Source organism: Serratia sp. BIGb0163 (genome assembly GCF_024809935.1).
GTDB lineage: Bacteria > Pseudomonadota > Gammaproteobacteria > Enterobacterales > Enterobacteriaceae > Serratia > Serratia quinivorans.
Window position 1 is genome coordinate 297,887 of record NZ_JANUDZ010000003.1, and the last position, 20,083, is coordinate 317,969.

At 56.3% G+C, this 20,083-nt stretch carries 15 protein-coding genes; 14 read left to right on the plus strand and 1 reads right to left on the minus strand.

The features are described 5' to 3' along the window. Positions 1-43: 43 nt before the first annotated feature. The 11 genes from M2406_RS14485 to M2406_RS14535 all read left to right on the plus strand — a co-directional run bounded on the left by M2406_RS14485 (position 44) and on the right by M2406_RS14535 (position 14,071). Complete coding sequence (locus M2406_RS14485; RefSeq protein WP_259190409.1) at positions 44-3,334, plus strand: DUF5107 domain-containing protein; 3,291 nt, start codon at positions 44-46, stop codon at positions 3,332-3,334. Between the two features lie 18 nt (positions 3,335-3,352). Continuing rightward, a complete protein-coding gene (locus M2406_RS14490) occupies positions 3,353-4,774 on the plus strand; it encodes a sugar porter family MFS transporter (protein ID WP_017894013.1) in 1,422 nt (473 codons plus the stop codon). A gap of 157 nt (positions 4,775-4,931) precedes the next feature. Next, positions 4,932-5,921, plus strand: coding sequence for a substrate-binding domain-containing protein (locus M2406_RS14495; protein ID WP_242507566.1), 990 nt, complete (start codon positions 4,932-4,934; stop codon positions 5,919-5,921). Then, positions 5,921-7,459, plus strand: coding sequence for a sugar ABC transporter ATP-binding protein (locus M2406_RS14500; RefSeq protein WP_259190412.1), 1,539 nt, complete (start codon positions 5,921-5,923; stop codon positions 7,457-7,459). Before M2406_RS14495 ends, M2406_RS14500 begins: the two co-directional genes overlap by 1 nt. 30 nt (positions 7,460-7,489) lie before the next feature. Further along, positions 7,490-8,476, plus strand: a complete 987-nt coding sequence (locus M2406_RS14505) for an ABC transporter permease (RefSeq protein WP_026142532.1) — start codon at positions 7,490-7,492, stop codon at positions 8,474-8,476. Between the two features lie 47 nt (positions 8,477-8,523). Further along, positions 8,524-9,582, plus strand: coding sequence for a zinc-binding dehydrogenase (locus M2406_RS14510; RefSeq protein WP_012146925.1), 1,059 nt, complete (start codon positions 8,524-8,526; stop codon positions 9,580-9,582). 14 nt (positions 9,583-9,596) lie between these two features. After that, the gene (locus M2406_RS14515) at positions 9,597-10,484 is read left to right on the plus strand and encodes an aldose 1-epimerase (RefSeq protein ID WP_259190414.1); all 888 of its coding nucleotides are present in this window, start codon (positions 9,597-9,599) and stop codon (positions 10,482-10,484) included. Positions 10,485-10,628: 144 nt separating this feature from the next. Beyond that, complete coding sequence (locus tag M2406_RS14520) at positions 10,629-10,940, plus strand: PTS sugar transporter subunit IIB (RefSeq protein WP_012146923.1); 312 nt, start codon at positions 10,629-10,631, stop codon at positions 10,938-10,940. 85 nt (positions 10,941-11,025) lie between these two features. Then, the gene (locus tag M2406_RS14525; protein ID WP_012146922.1) at positions 11,026-12,345 is read left to right on the plus strand and encodes a PTS cellobiose transporter subunit IIC; all 1,320 of its coding nucleotides are present in this window, start codon (positions 11,026-11,028) and stop codon (positions 12,343-12,345) included. Continuing rightward, positions 12,342-12,671, plus strand: a complete 330-nt coding sequence (locus M2406_RS14530; RefSeq protein ID WP_012146921.1) for a PTS lactose/cellobiose transporter subunit IIA — start codon at positions 12,342-12,344, stop codon at positions 12,669-12,671. Before M2406_RS14525 ends, M2406_RS14530 begins: the two co-directional genes overlap by 4 nt. Beyond that, entirely contained in the window at positions 12,668-14,071 is a 1,404-nt protein-coding gene (locus tag M2406_RS14535; RefSeq protein WP_012146920.1) for a GH1 family beta-glucosidase, read from the plus strand. The genes M2406_RS14530 and M2406_RS14535 overlap by 4 nt, the downstream gene beginning before the upstream one ends. A gap of 20 nt (positions 14,072-14,091) precedes the next feature. Here M2406_RS14535 and M2406_RS14540 read toward each other — a convergent pair whose 3' ends face one another. Further along, a complete protein-coding gene (locus tag M2406_RS14540) occupies positions 14,092-15,588 on the minus strand; it encodes a PLP-dependent aminotransferase family protein (RefSeq protein WP_012146919.1) in 1,497 nt (498 codons plus the stop codon). Between the two features lie 179 nt (positions 15,589-15,767). Between M2406_RS14540 and torC the strand changes: the two genes are divergently transcribed. From torC to torD, 3 genes are read left to right on the plus strand one after another with little or no spacing between them, the layout of a single operon-like run. Continuing rightward, positions 15,768-16,901 carry a pentaheme c-type cytochrome TorC gene (gene torC, locus M2406_RS14545; protein ID WP_041418754.1) on the plus strand — a complete coding sequence of 378 codons (1,134 nt, stop codon included), beginning with the start codon at positions 15,768-15,770 and terminating at the stop codon, positions 16,899-16,901. Between the two features lie 14 nt (positions 16,902-16,915). Beyond that, positions 16,916-19,429, plus strand: coding sequence for a trimethylamine-N-oxide reductase TorA (torA, locus tag M2406_RS14550; protein ID WP_012146917.1), 2,514 nt, complete (start codon positions 16,916-16,918; stop codon positions 19,427-19,429). Continuing rightward, a complete protein-coding gene (gene torD / locus M2406_RS14555) occupies positions 19,416-20,054 on the plus strand; it encodes a molecular chaperone TorD (protein WP_012146916.1) in 639 nt (212 codons plus the stop codon). Before torA ends, torD begins: the two co-directional genes overlap by 14 nt. The last annotated feature ends 29 nt before the right edge of the window (positions 20,055-20,083 follow it).

Genomic DNA, 20,083 nt, shown 5'->3' on the forward strand with positions numbered 1-20,083 from the left:
GACTGCCTGAAACGCAATGTTCAGTATTTTTAGAGAGGAAAGCATGCACGGGACAGTCAAGGTTTGGCAAGAACAGGTTGAATTACCCACCTACGGTACCGGTGAGCAGGACTCGCACCCGATGTTCCTGGAAAACCGTGTCTATCAGGGATCTTCCGGCGCGGTTTACCCTTATGGCGTGATTGATACCCTAAGCGGTGAGAAAACCTTGCGCCGTTATCAGGCTGTCTATCTGGAAAACGACTACCTGCGCGTGATGCTGTTACCGGAGCTGGGTGGGCGCATTCATCGGGCCTACGACAAAGTGCAGCAGCGTGATTTTGTTTACCACAACGAGGTGGTCAAGCCGGCGTTGGTGGGGCTGCTGGGGCCGTGGATCTCCGGGGGCATTGAGTTTAACTGGCCACAGCACCACCGGCCGACCACTTACATGCCGGTGGACTGCCAGATTCAACAGCATGAAAACGGAGCGCAGACCGTCTGGCTGGGGGAAGTGGAACCGATGCGCGGCCTGCAGGTGATGGCCGGTTTCACTCTGTATCCCGACCGCGCGCTGATTGAAATCAGCGCCAGGATCTTTAACGCCAACCCGACACCGCGCCATTTCCTCTGGTGGGCCAACCCGGCAGTGAAGGGCGGGGACGATCACCAGAGCGTGTTCCCACCGGATGTGACCGCCGTTTTTGACCACGGCAAGCGCGATGTCTCCTCGTTCCCCATCGCTACTGGCACCTACTACAAGGTGGATTACTCGGCCGGTGTGGATATTTCACGCTACAAGAATATCCCGGTGCCGACGTCTTATATGGCGTATAAGTCGGACTATGACTTCGTCGGGGCCTACAGCCACGATGAGCAGGGCGGTTTGCTGCATATCGCCGATCATCATGTATCACCCGGCAAGAAACAATGGAGCTGGGGCCACGGCGAATTTGGTCAGGCCTGGGATCGCAATCTGACCGACAACAATGGCCCGTACATTGAGCTGATGACCGGGGTCTACACCGATAACCAGCCGGATTTCACCTGGCTCGATGCTTATGAAGAAAAATGCTTCGTGCAGAATTTCCTGCCTTACAACACCCTGGGCATGGTGCAGAACGCCAACACCCGGGCGGCGCTAAAGTTGGAAAGCGACGGACGACAGCTGGTGTGGGGGCTGTATGCGGTCGCGCCGCTGGCGCAGCATCGGCTGGTGGTCCGCAGCGATAGCGACCAACAGTTATTGCTCGATCGTCGTATCGATCTCAGCCCCGGAGCGGCCTTGATGGAGACCATGACCGGTGATTTCTCTGGTCGTCTGACGATTGAATTGTTGGACTCGCAGGGGGGCCGCGTACTCAGCTATCGTCAGCATCAGGCCGATCCGGCGGCAGAACTGCCGCAGCCGGCCAAAGCACCGCCGCTGGCCGGGCAAATTGACAGTGCCGATGAGGCCTGGTTTATCGGCCAGCATCTGGAGCAATACCATCACGCCAGCCGTTCGGCGTTCGATTACTACCAGAGAGGCTTGGCGCTGGATCCGCTCGATTACCGCTGCAATTTGGCCCTGGCGACGCTGGAATATAACCGCGCCAATTTTGCACGCGCCATTGCCTATGCTGACGAGGCGCTGGCACGTGCTCACCACCTAAACCGTAACCCACAGTGTGGCTTGGCCAGTCTGATCCGCGGCTGCGCGCATGAACAATTGGGTGACGACAGCGCGGCCTATGAAGATTTCTACCGCGCCATCTGGAGCGGCAATGGTAAACCGGGCGGCTTCTACGGCCTGGCTCGGGTCGCGGCGCGGCGCGGGAATTATTCGCAGGCGCTGGAATTTTGCGAAAGCAGCCTGAGCGTTAATGCCAGCCATTATCCGTTGATCGCTCTCAAGGCATGGTTGTTGCAATGCCTGGGGCAAGGGGAACAGAGCCTGGCCTATATTGCGCAGCAACTGGCTGTCCGCCCGTTGCATTACAGCCTGTATTACCTGCGTTATGCGCAAACCCGTGAGGCTGCCGATTTACAACGCTTGCGTGCGGTGACCGGTTGCCGTGGCATTAATGCGCTGACCATGGCCAACCAATTCTGTGAATGGGGGGCCAAACCGCAGGCGATCGAACTGCTGACGCTGCTGGACAGCCAGGAAAGCCTGCCGCTTTATCTGTTGGCCAGCTTGCGCAAGGGCGAGGCGGGCGATAGCGAATACCAGCAGTTGCTGGCGCAGGCGCGTGACAGCTTTAGCCGACAGGTACGCTTCCCCAATACCCTGAACGAAGTACAGATGCTGAGCCAATTGCCGGAGTGCGATTTTGCGCAGTACCTGCTGGGGTGTTTTCATTACAGCAAACGCAACTACTCGCAGGCGGTGGCACTGTGGCAGCGCTGCGTTGAGCGGCAGCCAGGGTTTGCCGATGCCTGGCGCAACCTGGGGATCTACAGCTTCAACAAGCTCCAGCAGCATGATGTTGCGCTGGAGTATCTGCAACGAGCGTTCAGGCTACAGCCCGACGATGCCCGGTTATTGTTCGAGCTGGATCAACTGAATAAGCATCTGCGAGTGGCTCCTGAACAACGGCTGGCCTTGCTGGAACAACATTTGGCGGTGGTGGCCAGGCGTGATGACCTCACAGCCGAACTGCTGAGCCTGTACAACCAGTGTGGCCGGTTGAGTGAGGCGCAACAGACTCTGCAACAGCGGCAGTTCCACCCGTGGGAAGGCGGTGAAGGCAAGGTCACCGGCCAGTACCTGATCAACCTGCAGCGCTTGGCGTTTCAGGCGCTACAGCAGGGGGATCCGCAGCAGGCGCATGAGTTGCTGCAGTCGGCGTTGCACTACCCGCACAATCTGGGGGAAGGCCGGCTGGCCGGGCAAAGTGACAACGATCTCTACTATTGGCTCGGCATCAGTGCCGCCCGGCAAGGTGATCTTGACGCTGCCACCGGCTACTGGCAGCAGGCCTGTGCCGGGCAGGGTGACCTGACGCAAAGCCGCTACTACAACGACCAACCGGTGGACTATCTGTTCTATCGCGGTATGGCACTCAAACAACTGGGGCAGTCGGCACAGGCCGAACAACAGTTCATGCAAATGCAGCAATGGGTGCGGCAACAGTCAGAGCTGGCGCCGGGTGCCGATTTCTTTGCCGTTTCGCTGCCGGATTTGATGGCGTTGGACAACGACCTGAACCAGGCGCATCAACAGCACTGCCTGCTGGTGACTGCTTTGGCGCTGCTGGGGTTAGGGCAGTTAACGGCGGCGCAGCAGACATTGGGCGAGTTGCTGGTGGTAAATCCTGCGCATGACAAAGCGCGTTTATTCAGCGTACTGGCCGAGGTTTTAGCCAACTGATGCCGCAAGGGGACGAATGTGACGAATAAACTGAACATGCCCTATGTCTGGACTATCTGCCTGGTCGCCGCTTGCGGTGGCCTGTTATTCGGCTATGACTGGGTAGTGATCGGTGGTGCCAAGCCGTTTTACGAGGCTTACTTCGGCATTACCGATCCTGCGCAGTCCGGCTGGGCGATGAGCTCAGCGCTGGTAGGCTGTATTTTTGGTGCCCTGATCTCGGGCCTGTTGTCGGATCGTTTTGGCCGCAAGTTGCCGTTGGCGATCGCCGCGCTAACCTTCGTGATCTCCGCCTGGGGCACCGCCATGGCCACCAGTTTCGACGCCTTTATTGTGTATCGCATTGTCGGTGGCGTCGGTATTGGCCTGGCCTCGGCGCTGTCGCCGATGTATATCGCCGAAGTCAGCCCGGCAGCCCAGCGTGGCCGCTTCGTGGCGGTGAACCAATTGACCATTGTGATTGGGGTGCTGGCGGCGCAGTTGATCAACCTGTTGATCGCCGATCCGGTGGTGGCCAATGCCAGCCAGGCCGATCTGTTAGCCAGCTGGAATGGACAAATTGGCTGGCGTTATATGTTCGGCGCCGAACTGGTTCCGGCACTGGCTTTCCTGCTGTTGATGCTGGTGGTGCCGGAATCCCCGCGCTGGCTGGCAAAAGCCGGACGTCATGAAAAGGCGCAACGGGTATTGCGGCGTATTGGCAACGAGCAATACGCACAGCAAACGCTGGCGGAGATCCGTCAGACTCTGGGCAAGGACAGTGGCAAGGTACCGTTCCGTGCGCTGTTGCGCAGCGACGTACGACCGGTGCTGGTGATTGGCATTGTGCTGGCAGTCTTCCAGCAGTGGTGTGGTATCAACGTGATCTTCAACTATGCGCAGGAGATCTTCGCGTCGGCAGGGTTTGATATTAACGACACCCTGAAATCGATCGTCGCCACCGGGTTGATCAACCTGATCTTCACCTTGCTGGCCCTGCCACTGGTGGATCGTATTGGTCGTCGCCGCTTGATGCTGATCGGTGCCTGTGGATTAACGGCGATCTACCTGCTGATGGCGGCGGCTTACGCCTATGGGCTGCTGGGTTTGCCGGTCCTGCTGCTGGTGTTGGTCGCCATCGCTATCTATGCCGTCACTCTTGCGCCGGTCACCTGGGTACTGCTGTCTGAAATCTTCCCCAACCGCATTCGCGGCGCGGCAATGGCCGCGGGCACTTTTGCCCTGTGGGTGGCCTGCTTTGTGCTGACCTACAGCTTCCCACTGCTGAATGCGGCGCTGGGTGCGGCGGGCAGTTTCCTGCTGTATGGCGGCATTTGTCTGGCCGGTGCGGTGTTTATCTACGCCCGGGTCCCGGAAACCAAAGGCATTACCCTGGAGGCGTTGGAAGAGCGGCTCAGCGCAGCAGGCGCTAGCGTCGCCAAGGCGAAAGAGTTTACTTAACGCCGTTTAGTTTAATGCGTGATCCTGTGGCGGTAAGTAATCAGCTTGATCATTTAGTGTAATGAGTCTGTGCCCCGTTGGATGGCAAACTGCGGTAAATCCCTCCGACGGGATAATAAAAATAGGCAGCAAGAGGTTAATGAACATTAACTGGAGAATAACGATGTTGCTAAAAAATATAAAACACATGCTGTTAGCCATTACCGGGGGCCTGATTATTTTCAGTGCAGGCGCACAGGCTAAAAACGATAAAACCACCATCGGCGCGATTTATCTCGATACCCAGGGGTATTACGCCGGGGTCCGCTGGGGTGTGCAGGATGGTGCCGCCAAGGGCGGAGGGAAAATCGAAATCATAGAAACCAATGCGCAGGGGGATGTTTCTAAAGAGAGTTCGTTTATCGATACCATGATCGCACGCGATGTAAATGCCGTGGTGCTTTCCGCCGTTTCGGTCAATGGCAGCGTGCGGGCCATCAAGCGTGCCAACGAAGCGAATATTCCGGTGATTTGTTACAACACCTGCATTAACGAGAAAGGCGTAGATAACTATGTTTATGCCTATCTGGTCGGTGATCCCTATGAGTTTGGCAAAAAACTGGGCAATACCGCCGCCGATTACTTTATAGAAAAGAAAATAACCGAACCCGCGATTGCGGTAATTAACTGCGAAGCCTTCGAGGTTTGCGTGCAGCGGCGTAAAGGTTTTGAAGATGCGCTAAAAGCGAAAGTGCCGGGCATGAAAATCGTCGCCAATCAGGAGGGTACCGTGCTGGATAAGGCGATCTCGGTCGGCGAGAAACTGTTGATCTCCTCCGGGAATGTCGATGCCATTTTCGGCGAGTCCGGCGGTGCCACGCTCGGCGCGGTTAAAGCCGTGCGCAATCAGAACAAGGTCGGGAAAACGGTGGTTTTCGGCTCGGATATGACCACTGAAATCGCGCAGGAGCTGGTTAACCGTCAGGTACTGCAAGCGGTGGTGGATATCTCGGGCAAGAAAATGGGGGCTTTGGTCTTCACGCAGGCAATGAATGCAATTAACCGCCAGCCGGTCGGCCAAAAGGTGGTGCAGGTACCGATAGATCTCTATGCCTCATCGCAGAGTGCCACTGATTGGCTGGCGACTCACAAAGACGGCTTACCTTAATGTCGGCGGCTACCCTGAGCGACAGGGCCTTAAACGAATTGGCGCAGCAGCCGGTGGTGGCCCGCATTCAATCCGGGCATAAGCGTTACCCGGGGGTAGTGGCGCTGCAAGATGTGAATTTCACCCTGCGGCGAGGTGAGGTACGTGCCCTGCTGGGGAAAAACGGCGCGGGCAAGTCTACCCTGATCCGCATGCTGACCGGCAGTGAGCGACCGGATGCCGGGCAAGTCTTTATCGGCGACCGGTTGTTGGATGGGCCAGAGGCGTTGTTGACGCGTCGTGCCGGTGAGCTTGGCGTGCGGGCGGTCTATCAGGAACTCAGCCTGGTGCAGGATATGAGCGTGGCGGAAAACCTGTGCCTGGGCGCCTGGCCACAGCGTGCCGGAGTGATTGACGTGCAATGCATGATGGCGCAGGCACGTGCTGCGCTGGCACTGCTTGGGGTAGATATCGATCCTCAGCAATGGGTACGCGATCTCAGCCCGGCGCAGCAGCAACTGGTGGAGATAGCCCGGGCCTGTCAGGGAGATCCCAAAGTGGTGATCCTCGACGAGCCGACCAGTTCGCTGGCCAACGCCGAGGCGGATCTGGTGGCTGCGGCGGTGATGCGCCTTTCTGCGGCGGGGATTGCGGTGGTGTATGTCAGCCACCGGATGAATGAAATCCGCCGGTTGGCGTCGTCCTGCACCATTATGCGCGACGGCCGCGTGGCGGGTGACGTGACGCTGGACAACACGACCACCCAGCAGATTGTCGATCTGATGCTGGGCCATCAGGAGCACCATACGCAAACCGTGACTGTTCCGGCGGGGGGCGAAACGGTATTTGAGGTAAGGCAGTTATCGCTGCCGCCCAAATTGCGGCAGGTCAGTTTTGAGCTGCGGCGCGGTGAGGTGCTGGGCATTGCCGGGTTGCTGGGGGCGGGCCGCAGCGAATTGCTGAAGGCCATTGTTGGCCTGACGCCGTTTACCGATGGCGAACTGGTGCTGGACGGGGAGACGCTGATCTGCCCGAATTATGCCGACATGCTCAAACGGGGTATGGCCTACACACCGGAGAACCGCAAGGCCGAGGGCATCATGCCGCTGCTGGGGGTGGATGAGAATACCGTGATGACCGACAGCCGCTCGGTAAGCCGCTTTGGCGTACTGAACTGGTCGAAGATCAAACAGGCAACCTCGGCCATCGTCAGCCGCATGCGGGTGAAAACCGCTGAAACCGGCACGCCGATCATGACGCTCTCCGGCGGTAACCAGCAGAAGGTGGTGATTGGCCGTTGGGTTTACGCCAGGAGCCGCATCTTGTTGCTGGATGAGCCGACGCGCGGCGTCGATGTAGAAGCGAAAAATCAAATCTATCGTATTGCGCGCGAACTGGCGGCCGAAGGGAAAAGCATTATTTTCGTGTCGAGCGAAGTGGAGGAATTGCCTCAGGTCTGCGATCGGATCTTATTGTTACAGCAGGGAACGATAGTGAAGGAGTTTATCTCGCCCGTGGATGTTGAACAGCTGATGTCCGAAGTGCTGATGATCCAATAATTCTGCCCGCATGTGAAGGCATCGGAGGTAATGACAATGTCCACTTTGGTACCGGATGTAAAAATAGCAAAAGCCCGTAAATTATCGAAGCACGCTAATGAACTTGGCCTGTTGGCAATTATTATCGTGCTGTACCTGGTGTTTTCCATTTACGCCACCGGGTTTATTTCTCTCAATAACCAAATGAATATTTTACGCGACGCCGCCACTATCGGTATTGCCGCCTGGGCAATGACGCTGATTATTATTTCCGGTGAGATCGACGTCAGCGTCGGCCCGATGGTGGCGTTTATTTCGGTGATCCTGGCTTATTTAATGCAATACCAAATCCCGCTGGCGTTCGCGCTGATACTGGCTCTGTGTCTGGGGGCGGCGTTGGGGTCGGTCGCCGGAGCGCTGCGCGGTTGGTTTAACGTGCCGAGCTTTGTCGCCACGCTGGGGCTTTGGAGCGCCTTGCGCGGCATGGGGCTGTTTATGACCAACGCCTTGCCGGTACCGATTGACGAAAACGCGGTGCTGGACTGGCTGGGCGGGCAGGTGTTGGGCCTGCCGGTTTCGGCGGTGATTATGCTGATCCTGTTTGTGGTCTTTCAGTTTATCAGCAAGAAAACTGCCTTTGGTCGCTCGGTGTATGCCATTGGCGGCAACGCCGGTGCCGCCCAGCTGTGCGGCATTAACGTCAAACGCATTCGCGTGCTGCTATTTACCCTGGCCGGCTTGCTGGCCGCCGTCACCGGTATTCTGCTGGCGGCGCGTCTTGGCTCCGGCAATGCCGGGGCGGCCAGCGGCCTGGAGTTTGACGTGATTGCCGCCGTGGTGGTGGGCGGTACCGCCTTGTCTGGCGGACGCGGTTCGATGCTCGGCACCCTGCTCGGCGTGCTGGTGATCACCCTGATTGGCAACGGCCTGGTCTTGCTGGGGATTAACTCCTTTTTCCAACAGGTGGTCAGAGGGGTGATTATCGTACTGGCGGTGCTGGCCAATATTATCGTGATGCAAAAGAACTCTAAGCAATAGCCTCACATGCCACACAAATAACTGATTAAAGCTGGAGGGAAAATAGTATGGGAAAAATGTTGGCGGCTTATTTGCCCGGAAACGCCACGGCAGAACTGCGTGAGGTGGATATTCCGCAACCGGGCATTGGCCAGGTATTAATTAAAATGAAATCGTCCGGTATTTGCGGCAGCGATATTCATTATATTTATCATCAGCACCGTGGTACGGCGGCCGCACCGGATCAACCCTTGTACCGGGGGTTTATTAACGGTCACGAGCCTTGTGGCCAGATCGTGGCGCTGGGGGCCGGCTGCCGCCACTTCCGCGAGAGCGATCGCGTGCTGGTGTACCATATTTCCGGCTGCGGCTTTTGCAGCAACTGCCGGCGAGGCTATCCGATTTCCTGCACCGGCGTTGGCAAGGCCGCCTATGGCTGGCAGCGGGATGGCGGCCATGCCGACTACCTGTTGGCGGAGGAAAAGGATTTGATTCATCTGCCGGATTCGCTCAGCTATGAAGACGGCGCTTTTATCTCCTGTGGGGTCGGCACGGCTTATGAAGGCATCGTGCGTGGCGAGGTCTCCGGCAGCGACCACGTACTGGTCGTGGGGTTGGGCCCGGTCGGTATGATGGCGATGATGCTGGCGAAGGGGCGTGGGGCAAAAACGGTGATTGGCGTTGATGTTATCCCGGAGCGTCTGGCGACCGCGAAACGCCTGGGGCTGATGGATCACGGCTTCCTGAGCGGTGACGACGTGACAGAACGCATTCGCCAATTGACCGCTGGCGGGGCCAACGTCACGCTCGACTGTTCCGGCAACGCCAAAGGGCGCCTGCTGGCGCTGCAGGCCTCTTCGGACTGGGGAAGAGTGATCTACATTGGCGAAACCGGCAAGGTGGAGTTCGAGGTCAGCGCAGACCTGATGCATCACCAGCGGCGGATCATCGGCTCTTGGGTCACCAGCCTGCACCACATGGAAAAATGCTGCACCGACCTGCACGACTGGAAAATGCACCCGCATCAGGCGATCACCCACCGTTTTAAACTCGGGCAGGCTGCCGAGGCCTATGCTCTGATGGCTTCTGGCCAGTGCGGCAAAGTGGTGATCAATTTCGCCGATTAATATCCGGGGGCACTATGGCATTGTTTGATATGGATAACGGCTGTCTCTCGCTGGTGGTTTCGTCGTTGGGCGGCAGCGTGTTGAAATTGGCCGCGCACGTGCCAGAGGGAGAGATCCCTCTGCTGCGGCCTGCGGTGTTGAGTGATACCACGTCGGCGCTGCAATCGGGGTGTTTTCCTCTGGTTCCTTTTGGCAATCGGGTGAATCAAAACCGCTTCAATTTCGAGGATCATGAATATCAGCTCAGCGCGAATACCGATTGGGATCGGCACTATCTGCATGGCGACGGTTGGCTGCAGGAGTGGCAATGTGTTGAACAGGGTAGCAATCACCTTCACTTGCGTTATCAGCATGAGGATGGCCCTTACCGTTATCAGGTAGAGCAATATTTCACCCTGCAGCAACATCAACTCAGTATTGAATTGGCGGTAGAACACCGTGGTGAAAGGCCGATGCCCTATGGGTTGGGTTGGCATCCGTATTTCCCGTTAACGGCGGATACCCGAGTACAGGCATCCGCCGGGGCCTACTGGTTGGAGGCCGAAGACTGGCTGGCGGGCGAGCAGGCGGCACTGACCGAGGAGTTGGATTTCTCCCAGCCAGGCCCGTTGCCGCGTCACTGGGTGAATAACGGTTTCAGCGGCTGGAACGGTGAGGTGCGGATCCAGTGGCCGGAACAAGGCGCTCGGTTACGGATGAACACTCAGCCGGCTTGCCCGGTTTACTTCCTGTTCGTCTCGGATCCGGCGTTTGAGCCGGGTTATCAGTTCGACTTCTTCTGCCTGGAACCGATGTCGCATGCCGCTAACGGCCATAACATGGCTGACCTTGGTGGGCTGCGCCGCTTGGCTAAAGGGCAGCGGTTTAGCCAGACGATGCTGCTCAGTTATTCCTCGTTTTAAGTCCGGAAATTAAAATTCGGATCTCCTTCACAGAACCCGTTTAAACCCTGCAACCGGTTACTGAAACCGGTTGCTGTTTTTTCGTTTTTGAAACCATACTCATTCATCGACTGTATGATTTGCACCTATATCTCAGGAGAGCGGATGAAAAAAATATTCTTATGCTGTGCCGCCGGAATGTCTACCAGCATGGTGGTAAATAAAATGAAAAAGTCGGCAGAACAACAGGGGATTGAGGTTGATATTATTGCCGTCGGTATGGATGAATTTGAATCTACGCTGGCAAATTATCAATGCTGCCTGCTTGGGCCGCAGGTTAAATATAAACTGGCCGATTTTAAAAAAATCGCCGACAGGGAAAATAAGCCCATTGCGGTTATCAACAGCATGGATTACGGCATGATGCGCGGTGATAAAATCCTCGCCGAAGCCTTACGGATGATCGCACAACACTAATTCCGCCGGGGCCACCTGCCGCCGCGCGTGGCGTCGGTTTGTTCGCCCCGTGACCATTGACTCAGAACGTCCCGAGGGTTGAACCATGAGTATCAGCCAGGCCGCATTCAATTTTATTGAAAACCGTATCAGCCCCATTGCCGGTAAATTATCGACCCAGCGACATATTATGGCGATCCGCGACGGTTTTATTTCCGCGATGCCCTTTATGATCGTCGGCTCATTCTTATTGGTATTTGCCTACCCGCCTTTTTCGGCCGACAGCAGTTGGGGAATAGCTCAATGGTGGCTGGGTGCTGCGGAGAAACATCAGGTCGCTATTCTCACCCCGTTTAATATGACCATGGGGATTATGTCGATTTATATTACTGCCGCCATCGCTTATAACCTGGCGCAGAGTTATAAGCTCGATCCCTTTATGGCGGCCATGCTGGCGCTGATGTCATTTTTGCTGGTCGCCGCGCCGCAGACCGAAAAGATGCTGCCGACCGCTGCGTTGGGCGGCGTGGGGATCTTCACCGCCATTTTGGTGGCGGTCTATACCACCGAACTGATCCGCTTTCTCAAGCAGCACAATATCGGTATCTCACTGCCGGAACAGGTGCCGGCCAAGATCAAACAGTCGTTTGATCTGCTGATCCCGATCCTGGCGGTGGTGATCACCCTGTATCCGCTCAGCCTGCTGGTGCAGCATCAGTTTAATTTACTGTTACCGCAGGCGATCATGGCGCTGTTCCAGCCGCTGATTTCCGCTGCGGATTCGCTGCCGGCGATCCTGCTGGCGGTGCTGATCGGCCATTTATTGTGGTTCGCCGGTATTCACGGCGCGGTGATCGTCTCCGGCATGCTGCAGGCATTCTGGCTGACCAATCTGGGCATCAATCAGGATGCGTTGGCCGCCGGCCACCCGATGCCGCACATCTTTATGGAGGCTTTCTGGACCTTCTTTATTGTCATTGGCGGATCCGGCGCCACCTTTGGGCTGGTGCTGCTTTATCTGCGCAGCCGTTCGGCGCACCTGCGTTCGATCGGCAAGCTGAGCCTGGTGCCGAGCTGCTTCAACATCAATGAACCGGTGATCTTCGGCACGCCGATCGTCATGAACCCGACCTTCTTTATCCCGTTTATTACCGCGCCGATCGTCAATTCGATCATTGCCTATGCGGCCGTGAAGCTGGATCTGATTGGCCGCGTGATCTCGGTAGTGCCCTGGACGGCACCGGCACCGATTGGCGCTGCCTGGGCCACCGGTTGGGACCTCCGTGCCGCACTGTTGGTGCTGCTGCTGGCGGCGGTATCGGCACTGATTTACTACCCGTTCTTCAAGGTCTATGAGCAGCAGTTGCTGGATCAGGAAGTGAGTGAGGCGGAGCAGATCGAACAGACACAAGGAGTCACCGAATGATCGACATGGAAACGGCGGTAATGGAATTGATCATCAACGCCGGTGAGGCTCGCAGTTGTGCCATGCAGGCGTTGTACGCAGCGCGCAAATACCAGTGGGATCAGGTAGATATTTTGCTGGCGGAGTCGCAGTTGGCGGCGAAGCGAGCGCATGCCACTCAAACCGAGCTGATCGGTTTTGACGAGGGGGAAGGCAAGCTGCCGGTCAATCTGATTATGGTGCACGCGCAGGACCACATCATGAACGCCATGCTGGCGCGCGATCTGGTGGAGGAACTGGTGAGAATTTACCGATTACTGGAGCAGAACGGGGTGAAAAACCAATGAGCGTATTTCCGAAGGATTTCCTGTGGGGCGCGGCGACCGCGTCTTACCAGGTTGAGGGCGGCTTTGATGCCGACGGCAAGGGCCTGTCCAACTGGGATTTGTTCTCCCACCTGCCCGGCACCACTTATCAGGGTACCAACGGCGACGTCGCGGTCGATCACTACCATCGCTTTCGCGAAGACGTAGCGCTGATGGCCGAATTGGGGATGCAGACCTACAGATTTTCGATCTCGTGGCCACGGTTGCTGCCGCAGGGGCGGGGCGAGGTGAATGAGGCCGGGATCCAATTCTACAGCGATCTGATCGACGAACTGTTGAAGCACAACATCAAACCGATGATCACCCTGTACCACTGGGATCTGCCGCAGGCGCTGCAAGAAGAGTTTGGCGGTTGGGAATCGCGTGAGATCGTCGATGCTTTCGATGAATATGCCCGTCTGTGTTATCAGCGTTTCGGCGACCGCGTCGAGCTGTGGTCCACCTTTAACGAAACCATCGTGTTTATCGGCATGGGCTATATCACCGGGGCGCATCCGCCCAAGTTGACCGATCCGAAGAAGGGCATTCAGGCCTGTCACCATGTGTTCCTGGCCAATGCCCGCGCGGTAAAAAGCTTCCGCGAAATGAAGATCAACGGTCAGATCGGCTTCGTCAACGTGCTGCAACCTAACGATCCGATCAGCGACTCGCCAGAAGATCGCCGCGCCTGCGAGTTAGCCGAGGGGATCTTCACCCACTGGCTGTACGATCCGGTGTTGAAGGGCGAATACCCGGCAGAGCTGTTGGCGATGGCGCAGCAGGCCTTTGGCGTACCCTATTTTGCACCGGGCGATGAGGCGTTGCTGAAGGGCAACATCGTCGATTTTATCGGTCTTAATTACTACAAGCGCGAAATGGTGGCGCATAACGACGACGTCGAGGGCTACGCGATCAACACCAGTGGCCAGAAGGGCAGCGGGCGTGAACTGGGCTTTAAGGGGCTGTTCAAACTGGTGCGCAACCCGAACGGTGTTTATACCGACTGGGACTGGGAGGTTTATCCGCAGGGGCTGACCGATGCCATTGGCCGCATCGTCAAACGCTACGGCAACATTCCGATCTACATTACCGAGAACGGGTTGGGTGCCAAGGATCCGATCGTCGAGGGGGAAGTGCGCGATCAACCGCGCATAGACTATTTGCGCGATCATATTCAGGCGATCGGTGCGGCGATCGAGCAGGGTGCCGATGTGCGCGGTTACTATCCCTGGTCGTTTATCGATCTGCTTTCCTGGCTCAACGGCTATCAAAAGCAGTACGGTTTTGTGTATGTCGATCACGACAATAATTTGGCCCGCAAGAAGAAGCAGAGTTTTGGCTGGTATCAGCGGGTGATCGCCAGCCACGGTGAGCAGCTGTAACTCGCGAACGGGGGGGCGGTTCAGTACAGCGATCCGTGCTCCTGATCCAGGTACAGTAACTGTTGCTCGATCACCAACAGGACTTTTTTCAACTGCTGCGAGTTCAGATTGCCAAAGCCAAAGAAAATGGGCGACGAGTGGCCACCCGCTCTCCAGGTGGTTTCCGAGCCGTTTTCCAGCTCACGCAAGGTGTCGAAGCGGACCCCGGCCTGGAGGCAGCGCTGCCGAAGCCGTTGAATAACATCGTCGGTCATGGATGTGATCAATGTCAGATGCAGCCCGGCGGCGTGACCCCATAGTTGCCCTTCGGGAAACAGACGTTTTAGCCCTTTACGCAATAGGGTCTGGCGCATCTCGTACTCGCAGGTCAATTTGCTCAAGTGGGTATAAAACACCTGACTGTGCATAAACTCCGCCAGGAATTGCTGCAATAACCAATTACTCCCGCTGTTGCTTAGTGCCTTCATATTCTGTACTGAGGGCAAAATGGCATCGGGACAGACCAAATAGCCCAAGCGGATCCCTGGCCCCAGGGTTTTTGAAAAGGTGCCGGCATAAATTACCCGATCCTGGCTGTCCATCGCTTTCAGCGGAGGCAGAGGTTTCTGTCCCCAGGAAAAAACCGCATCATAATCATCCTCGATGACGTAAGCGCCCACCCTTTGTGCCCAAAGCAGCAAGGTTTTGCGCCGCGAGAGAGAAAGTTGGCTACCCAGAGGATACTGGTGCGAGGGCGTGACATAGCACAATTGTGTGGAACGCTCCGGAAGATGTGATACGCACATGCCCTGTTTGTCGACGTCCAGCGTGGTGACCTGCGCACCGTAATAATTGAACAGATGCCAGGCGCCGGAATAACAGGGCGATTCGGTCACAATATGGCAGGGGATATGGGACGACGTCGTTCGCTTGAGAACAAAGAGCTGGCTCAAGAGTGATAACCCTTCCTGAACGCCATTGGTAATGATGATATTTTCTGGACGGATCTCGATGCTGCGAGAGAGGTGTAAATAGCGTGCGATCTCCTGGCGTAACGGCAGTAGCCCATGAGGAGAGTGATAGCGCGTCACCAGTTGTTCTTTGAGACAGGACGGTGAGTTGTTCCATTTGCGCCAGCTTGCCCAAGGGAAAGCGTTTGGATCGGGAATGCTCATGCGGCAATAAAGTTCGGACGTCGGCTGACTGTAGAGATCGCCGGGCACCTCTGCGGTCAACAGACGGGTGGGGGCCGGTCCTTTGAAGTAAGAGGGAATGTGCCGGACGGGTTTTACCTGACGGTCAAATACGACCTGGTAACCAATGCCCGGTCGGCTTTTAATGTAGCCGCCAATCACCAACTTTTCATAGGCCAGCACCACGGTGATGCGTGCAACCTGCAGCTTGCCGGCCAGCTTACGAATAGAAGGCAGCATATCACCGCAAACGTAGTTACCACGTGTGATGGCCTGATAATAGTATTGAAAAATCTGCAATTGCAGGGGCGTATCACAGACTCTGTCGAGCTCTAATTCCCACATAAAATCCCTTTGTCGCAAACTTTCAGCTCCTGCACCTTACGCTAACCGCGTACGGCAATAATTGACCCTAAACAAAATGTGTCATCTGGCCTTATTACTGAAACTGGCCGTATCTATTTGGCCACCTGCATTTTGCTTTAGCGTAGCCACTAAATAACGAGAATCGAGGCAATCTCATCATGTTGTGGATACGCAAGAAATCACTTTGGCTGATGGTAGCTGGGGCAGGGGTCATGTTGCTTCTGCTGTGGGCGGGATGGCAGGGCGTTCACCAAACCAGTTCGACGGCGTTCTGTTTGTCCTGCCATTCGATGAGTACCGTCGGGCAGGAATACCAGGAGAGTATTCATTTTAAAAATGCTTCCGGTGTGCGTGCCGAGTGCAAGGATTGCCATATTCCACCAGGGGTCATCCCGACGGTGGTACGCAAAATCGCCGCGCTGAACGATCTCTACCACGAGTTTATTTCCCCTTCTATCGCGACGCCGGAGGCGTTTGAGAGCAAACGCGCTGAACTGGCGCAGCGGGAGTGGGCGCGCATGACCGAGAACCGTTCTGCCGCTTGCAAGGCCTGTCACAGTTACGACGCCATGGATCACGATAAGCAATCTTCCGAAGCGGCAGCACAAATGACCGCGGCCGCGTTGAAAGACAGCAACTGTATTGATTGTCACAAGGGGATTGCGCACCACAAACCGGATATGAGCCAGGGATTCCGCAGCCAATTTAAAACGCTGCAGCAGCAAAGTACGGCTTTGCCTGCGGCGACCACGTTGTATTCCCTTGGCGAAAAATCCTTGAGCGCATCGGCCGACGAACCGGCTGACAAGGCACTGCTGATGCCCGCCACGCAGGTCAGCGTGCTGCAAAAACAGGGTGACAAAGTGCAAATCCAGATTGTGGGATGGCGTGAGAGCGCCGGTCGTGGGCGCGTGATCACGCAGTATCCAGGTAAACGGGTATTCGCCGCGGTCCTGGATGCTTCATTACTCCCCACGATCAAGATCCTGCAAACCCAGGTCGATCCGGCCTCACATCAGGAATGGCAGCAAATCAGCGTAGCAGCCTGGACCTCCAACGACGGATTTAATGCCAGCCTTGAGCCCGTGTGGCAATACGCCGACCAGATGCTGCAATCCACTTGCAGCGCCTGTCATAGCGTACCGCCCGCAACCCGTTATACCGCCAACGGCTGGATCGCCGGGCTAAAGGCCATGTCCACCTATTACCGTCTCAGTTCGCAAGAAGAGCGAACCCTGCTGAAATATTTGCAAACCCACGCCAGTGATACCGCTGACAGCGCAAAAAAATAGAATAAGGAGTCATCATGGATATTCACGATTTCAACCCTTCTCGCCGACGGTTTATAGCCGGCGTACTGGCCGCGGGGACTGCCAGCATGCTGGGCCCCAATCCTCTACTCGGCAAGGTGTGGGCGGCAGGCGAAAGCCCTGAGCGCTGGATCCAGTCGGGATCGCATTTTGGGGCTTTTGAGGCCAAGGTGGTCAACGGCGAATGGATCGACACCCGCCCGTTCAAACACGATAAATATCCGTGCGATATGCTCAAGGCGGTGCGCGAAATCGTCTATAACCCGTCGCGAGTACGGTACCCCATGGTTCGGCTGGACTGGTTGCGCAAACGCGAGCTGTCCGACCGCAGCCAACGTGGCGATAACCGTTTTGTGCGTGTGAGTTGGGATCAGGCGCTGGACCTGGTCTATCAGGAGTTGGAGCGGGTGCAAAAAAACCATGGCTCATCCGGCGTGTTTACCGGGCTGGCCGATTGGCAGATGGTGGGCAAGTTGCATAAGGCCGGGGGCGCAATGGATCGCGGGCTTGGCCTTCATGGTAGCTATGTCACCACCGTAGGTGACTATTCGGCCGCGGCGGCGCAGGTGATCTTGCCCCACGTAATAGGATCATTGGAGGTGTATGAGCAGCAAACCTCGCTGCCTTTGGTGATTGAAAATACCCAGACCATCGTGCTGTGGGGCTGCGATCCGATCAAAAACCTGCAGATCGAATACCTGGTTCCCGATCACGATCCCTTTGGCTACTGGCAGCAGATTAAAGAGCGCGTGCAACAAGGCAAAATACGGGTGATTAGCGTCGATCCGGTGTGCAGTAAAACGCAGAACTATCTCGGTTGCGAACAGTTGGCCTTGAACCCGCAGACGGACGTGGCCCTGATGCTGGGGCTGGCGCATACGCTGTACCAGGAAAAACTCTATGACGCTTCATTTATCAAAGATTATTGCGTGGGTTTCGAGCAGTTTCTGCCTTATTTGATGGGGGAGACGGATCAACAACCTAAAGACGCGGAGTGGGCCGCAGGCCTCTGTGGACTCACTCCCGAGCAGATCCGCGAATTTGCACGGCTGCTGGTCAAGGGGCGTACCCAGTTTATGGGGGGCTGGTGCGTTCAGCGCATGCATCACGGGGAACAATATCCGTGGATGTTGGTGATACTGGCCAGCATGGTGGGGCAGATAGGCCTTCCTGGCGGCGGTGTCGGTTTTGGCTGGCATTACAACGGTGGTGGCACTGTGACCTCATTGGGCCCGGTACTTTCCGGATTAGGTAGTCTGTCCAACCCTCCTGCACCCATCCATGCCGCCGATTTCCGCGGCGCTTCCGAGCATATCCCCGTGGCACGTTTCATCGATTGCCTGCTCTCGCCCGGCAAGACCCTGGCGTTTAATGGTGAGACGCTCACCTATCCTGATATCAGGTTGGCGCTCTTTAGTGCTGCCAATCCGTTCCATGCCCAACAGGATCGCAACCGAATGATCGAAGCCTGGAAGCGGCTGGAAACGGTGGTGGTGTTGGATCACCAATGGACGGCGTCCTGCCGTTTTGCCGATATTGTGCTGCCGGTGACCACGCGTTTTGAGCGTAACGATATCGAACAGTTCGGTACGCATTCCAACAAAGGGTTGATGGCGATTCGCCAGGTGGTGAAGCCGCAGTATGAGGCTCGCCACGACTTTGACGTGTTTAGCGAACTCTGCAAGCGTTTTGGCCGCGATCAGGTTTACACCGAAAGGCGCAACGAGATGCAGTGGATCAAGGCTATCTATGAAGAAGGGGTGAAGCAGGGGGCCGCGATGGGAGTGAAGATGCCCAGTTTTTCCACCTTCTGGGATGGGGAAGGTTATATCGAATATCCGGCAGGCCAACCTTGGGTGCGTCACGGTGATTTTCGCGAACAACCCGACCTCTATCCTTTGGGGACGCCATCCGGCCTGATTGAAATCTACAGTAAGACCATTGCCGCTTTTAACTACCGGGAATGCCCTGGCCATCCGCTGTGGATGGAGCCTTTTGAACGCAGCCACGGAGGCAAAGGTTCAGAGAAATATCCGCTGCACCTGCAATCCTGCCACCCGGACAAGCGGCTGCATTCGCAACTGTGTTCCAGCGATAACTACCGCGCGACCTATGCTGTAGCGGGGCGTGAACCCTTATATATAGGCCCAGAGGATGCTAAAGCTCGCGGTTTGAAAGCCGGTGACGTAGTACGCGTTTTTAATGCGCGCGGGCAAGTGCTTGCCGGGGTAGTCATTAGTCCAGACTACTCACCTGGCGTTGTGCGTATCCATGAGGGGGCATGGTATTCCCCTCTGGTGGGGGGGAAAGCCGGAACGCTTTGCACCTATGGCGATCCTAACGTCTTAAGTGCCGATATTGGAACGTCTCAATTGGCACAAGGGACTTCGGCTCATTCTGCGTTGGTTCAGGTGGAGCTTTATCAGGGCGAGCTTCCGCCGGTAACGGGTTTCGGTGGGCCACAGGAAATTAAACCGGACACCAAAGAGGCCTCTCATGCCATTACTTAACGAGGTGGCCCGGCAACGGGCCATCATTTACCGTTGGTTTTCTCAGTTGCTGTTTCAGGAACTGTCTGACGAAGGGCTGCTCAGGCTACGAGACAAAGAGAACCTGGCATTATTGAACGCCCTAAAATTGATTCCCGAACTTTCGTTGCTCGTTACGCATTTTCAGCGACGGTTACGGGCGATGTTAAAGCGGGAAGAGTGCCGACTGGAGCTGGCGGCCGATTTCGCCTCCCTGTTTTTACTGCCTGCCCCTTCGGGAGTCTCGCCTTATGCCGGGCATTATCCGCATACGAACTCACCCGAAGAGCGACAAGCGTTGCGGCAAAAGCTGGTTGAACACCGTCTTGCGCCACAAAACAATGAAGCAGTTGACCATATCGCTATCCAACTTGCATTAATGACAGCGTTGATCGAAGAGGGCGTTGAACGGGAGCAGCAGGATCTGTTTTTGAATCGGCATCTGCTGAGTTGGTTGCCACTTTGTACCAAACGTTGCTACCAGCGCGATCGTTTTGGTTTCTATGCTGCCGCTATGGGGTTGCTGACCGGGTTTGTGCAGCAAGATTCCGAATGGCTTATTGCCTGCCGACTTGCTACCCATCCAGCACGGCCTGGACAATCATAACCCCCCTTTACGGGGCCATGCAGCGCCCG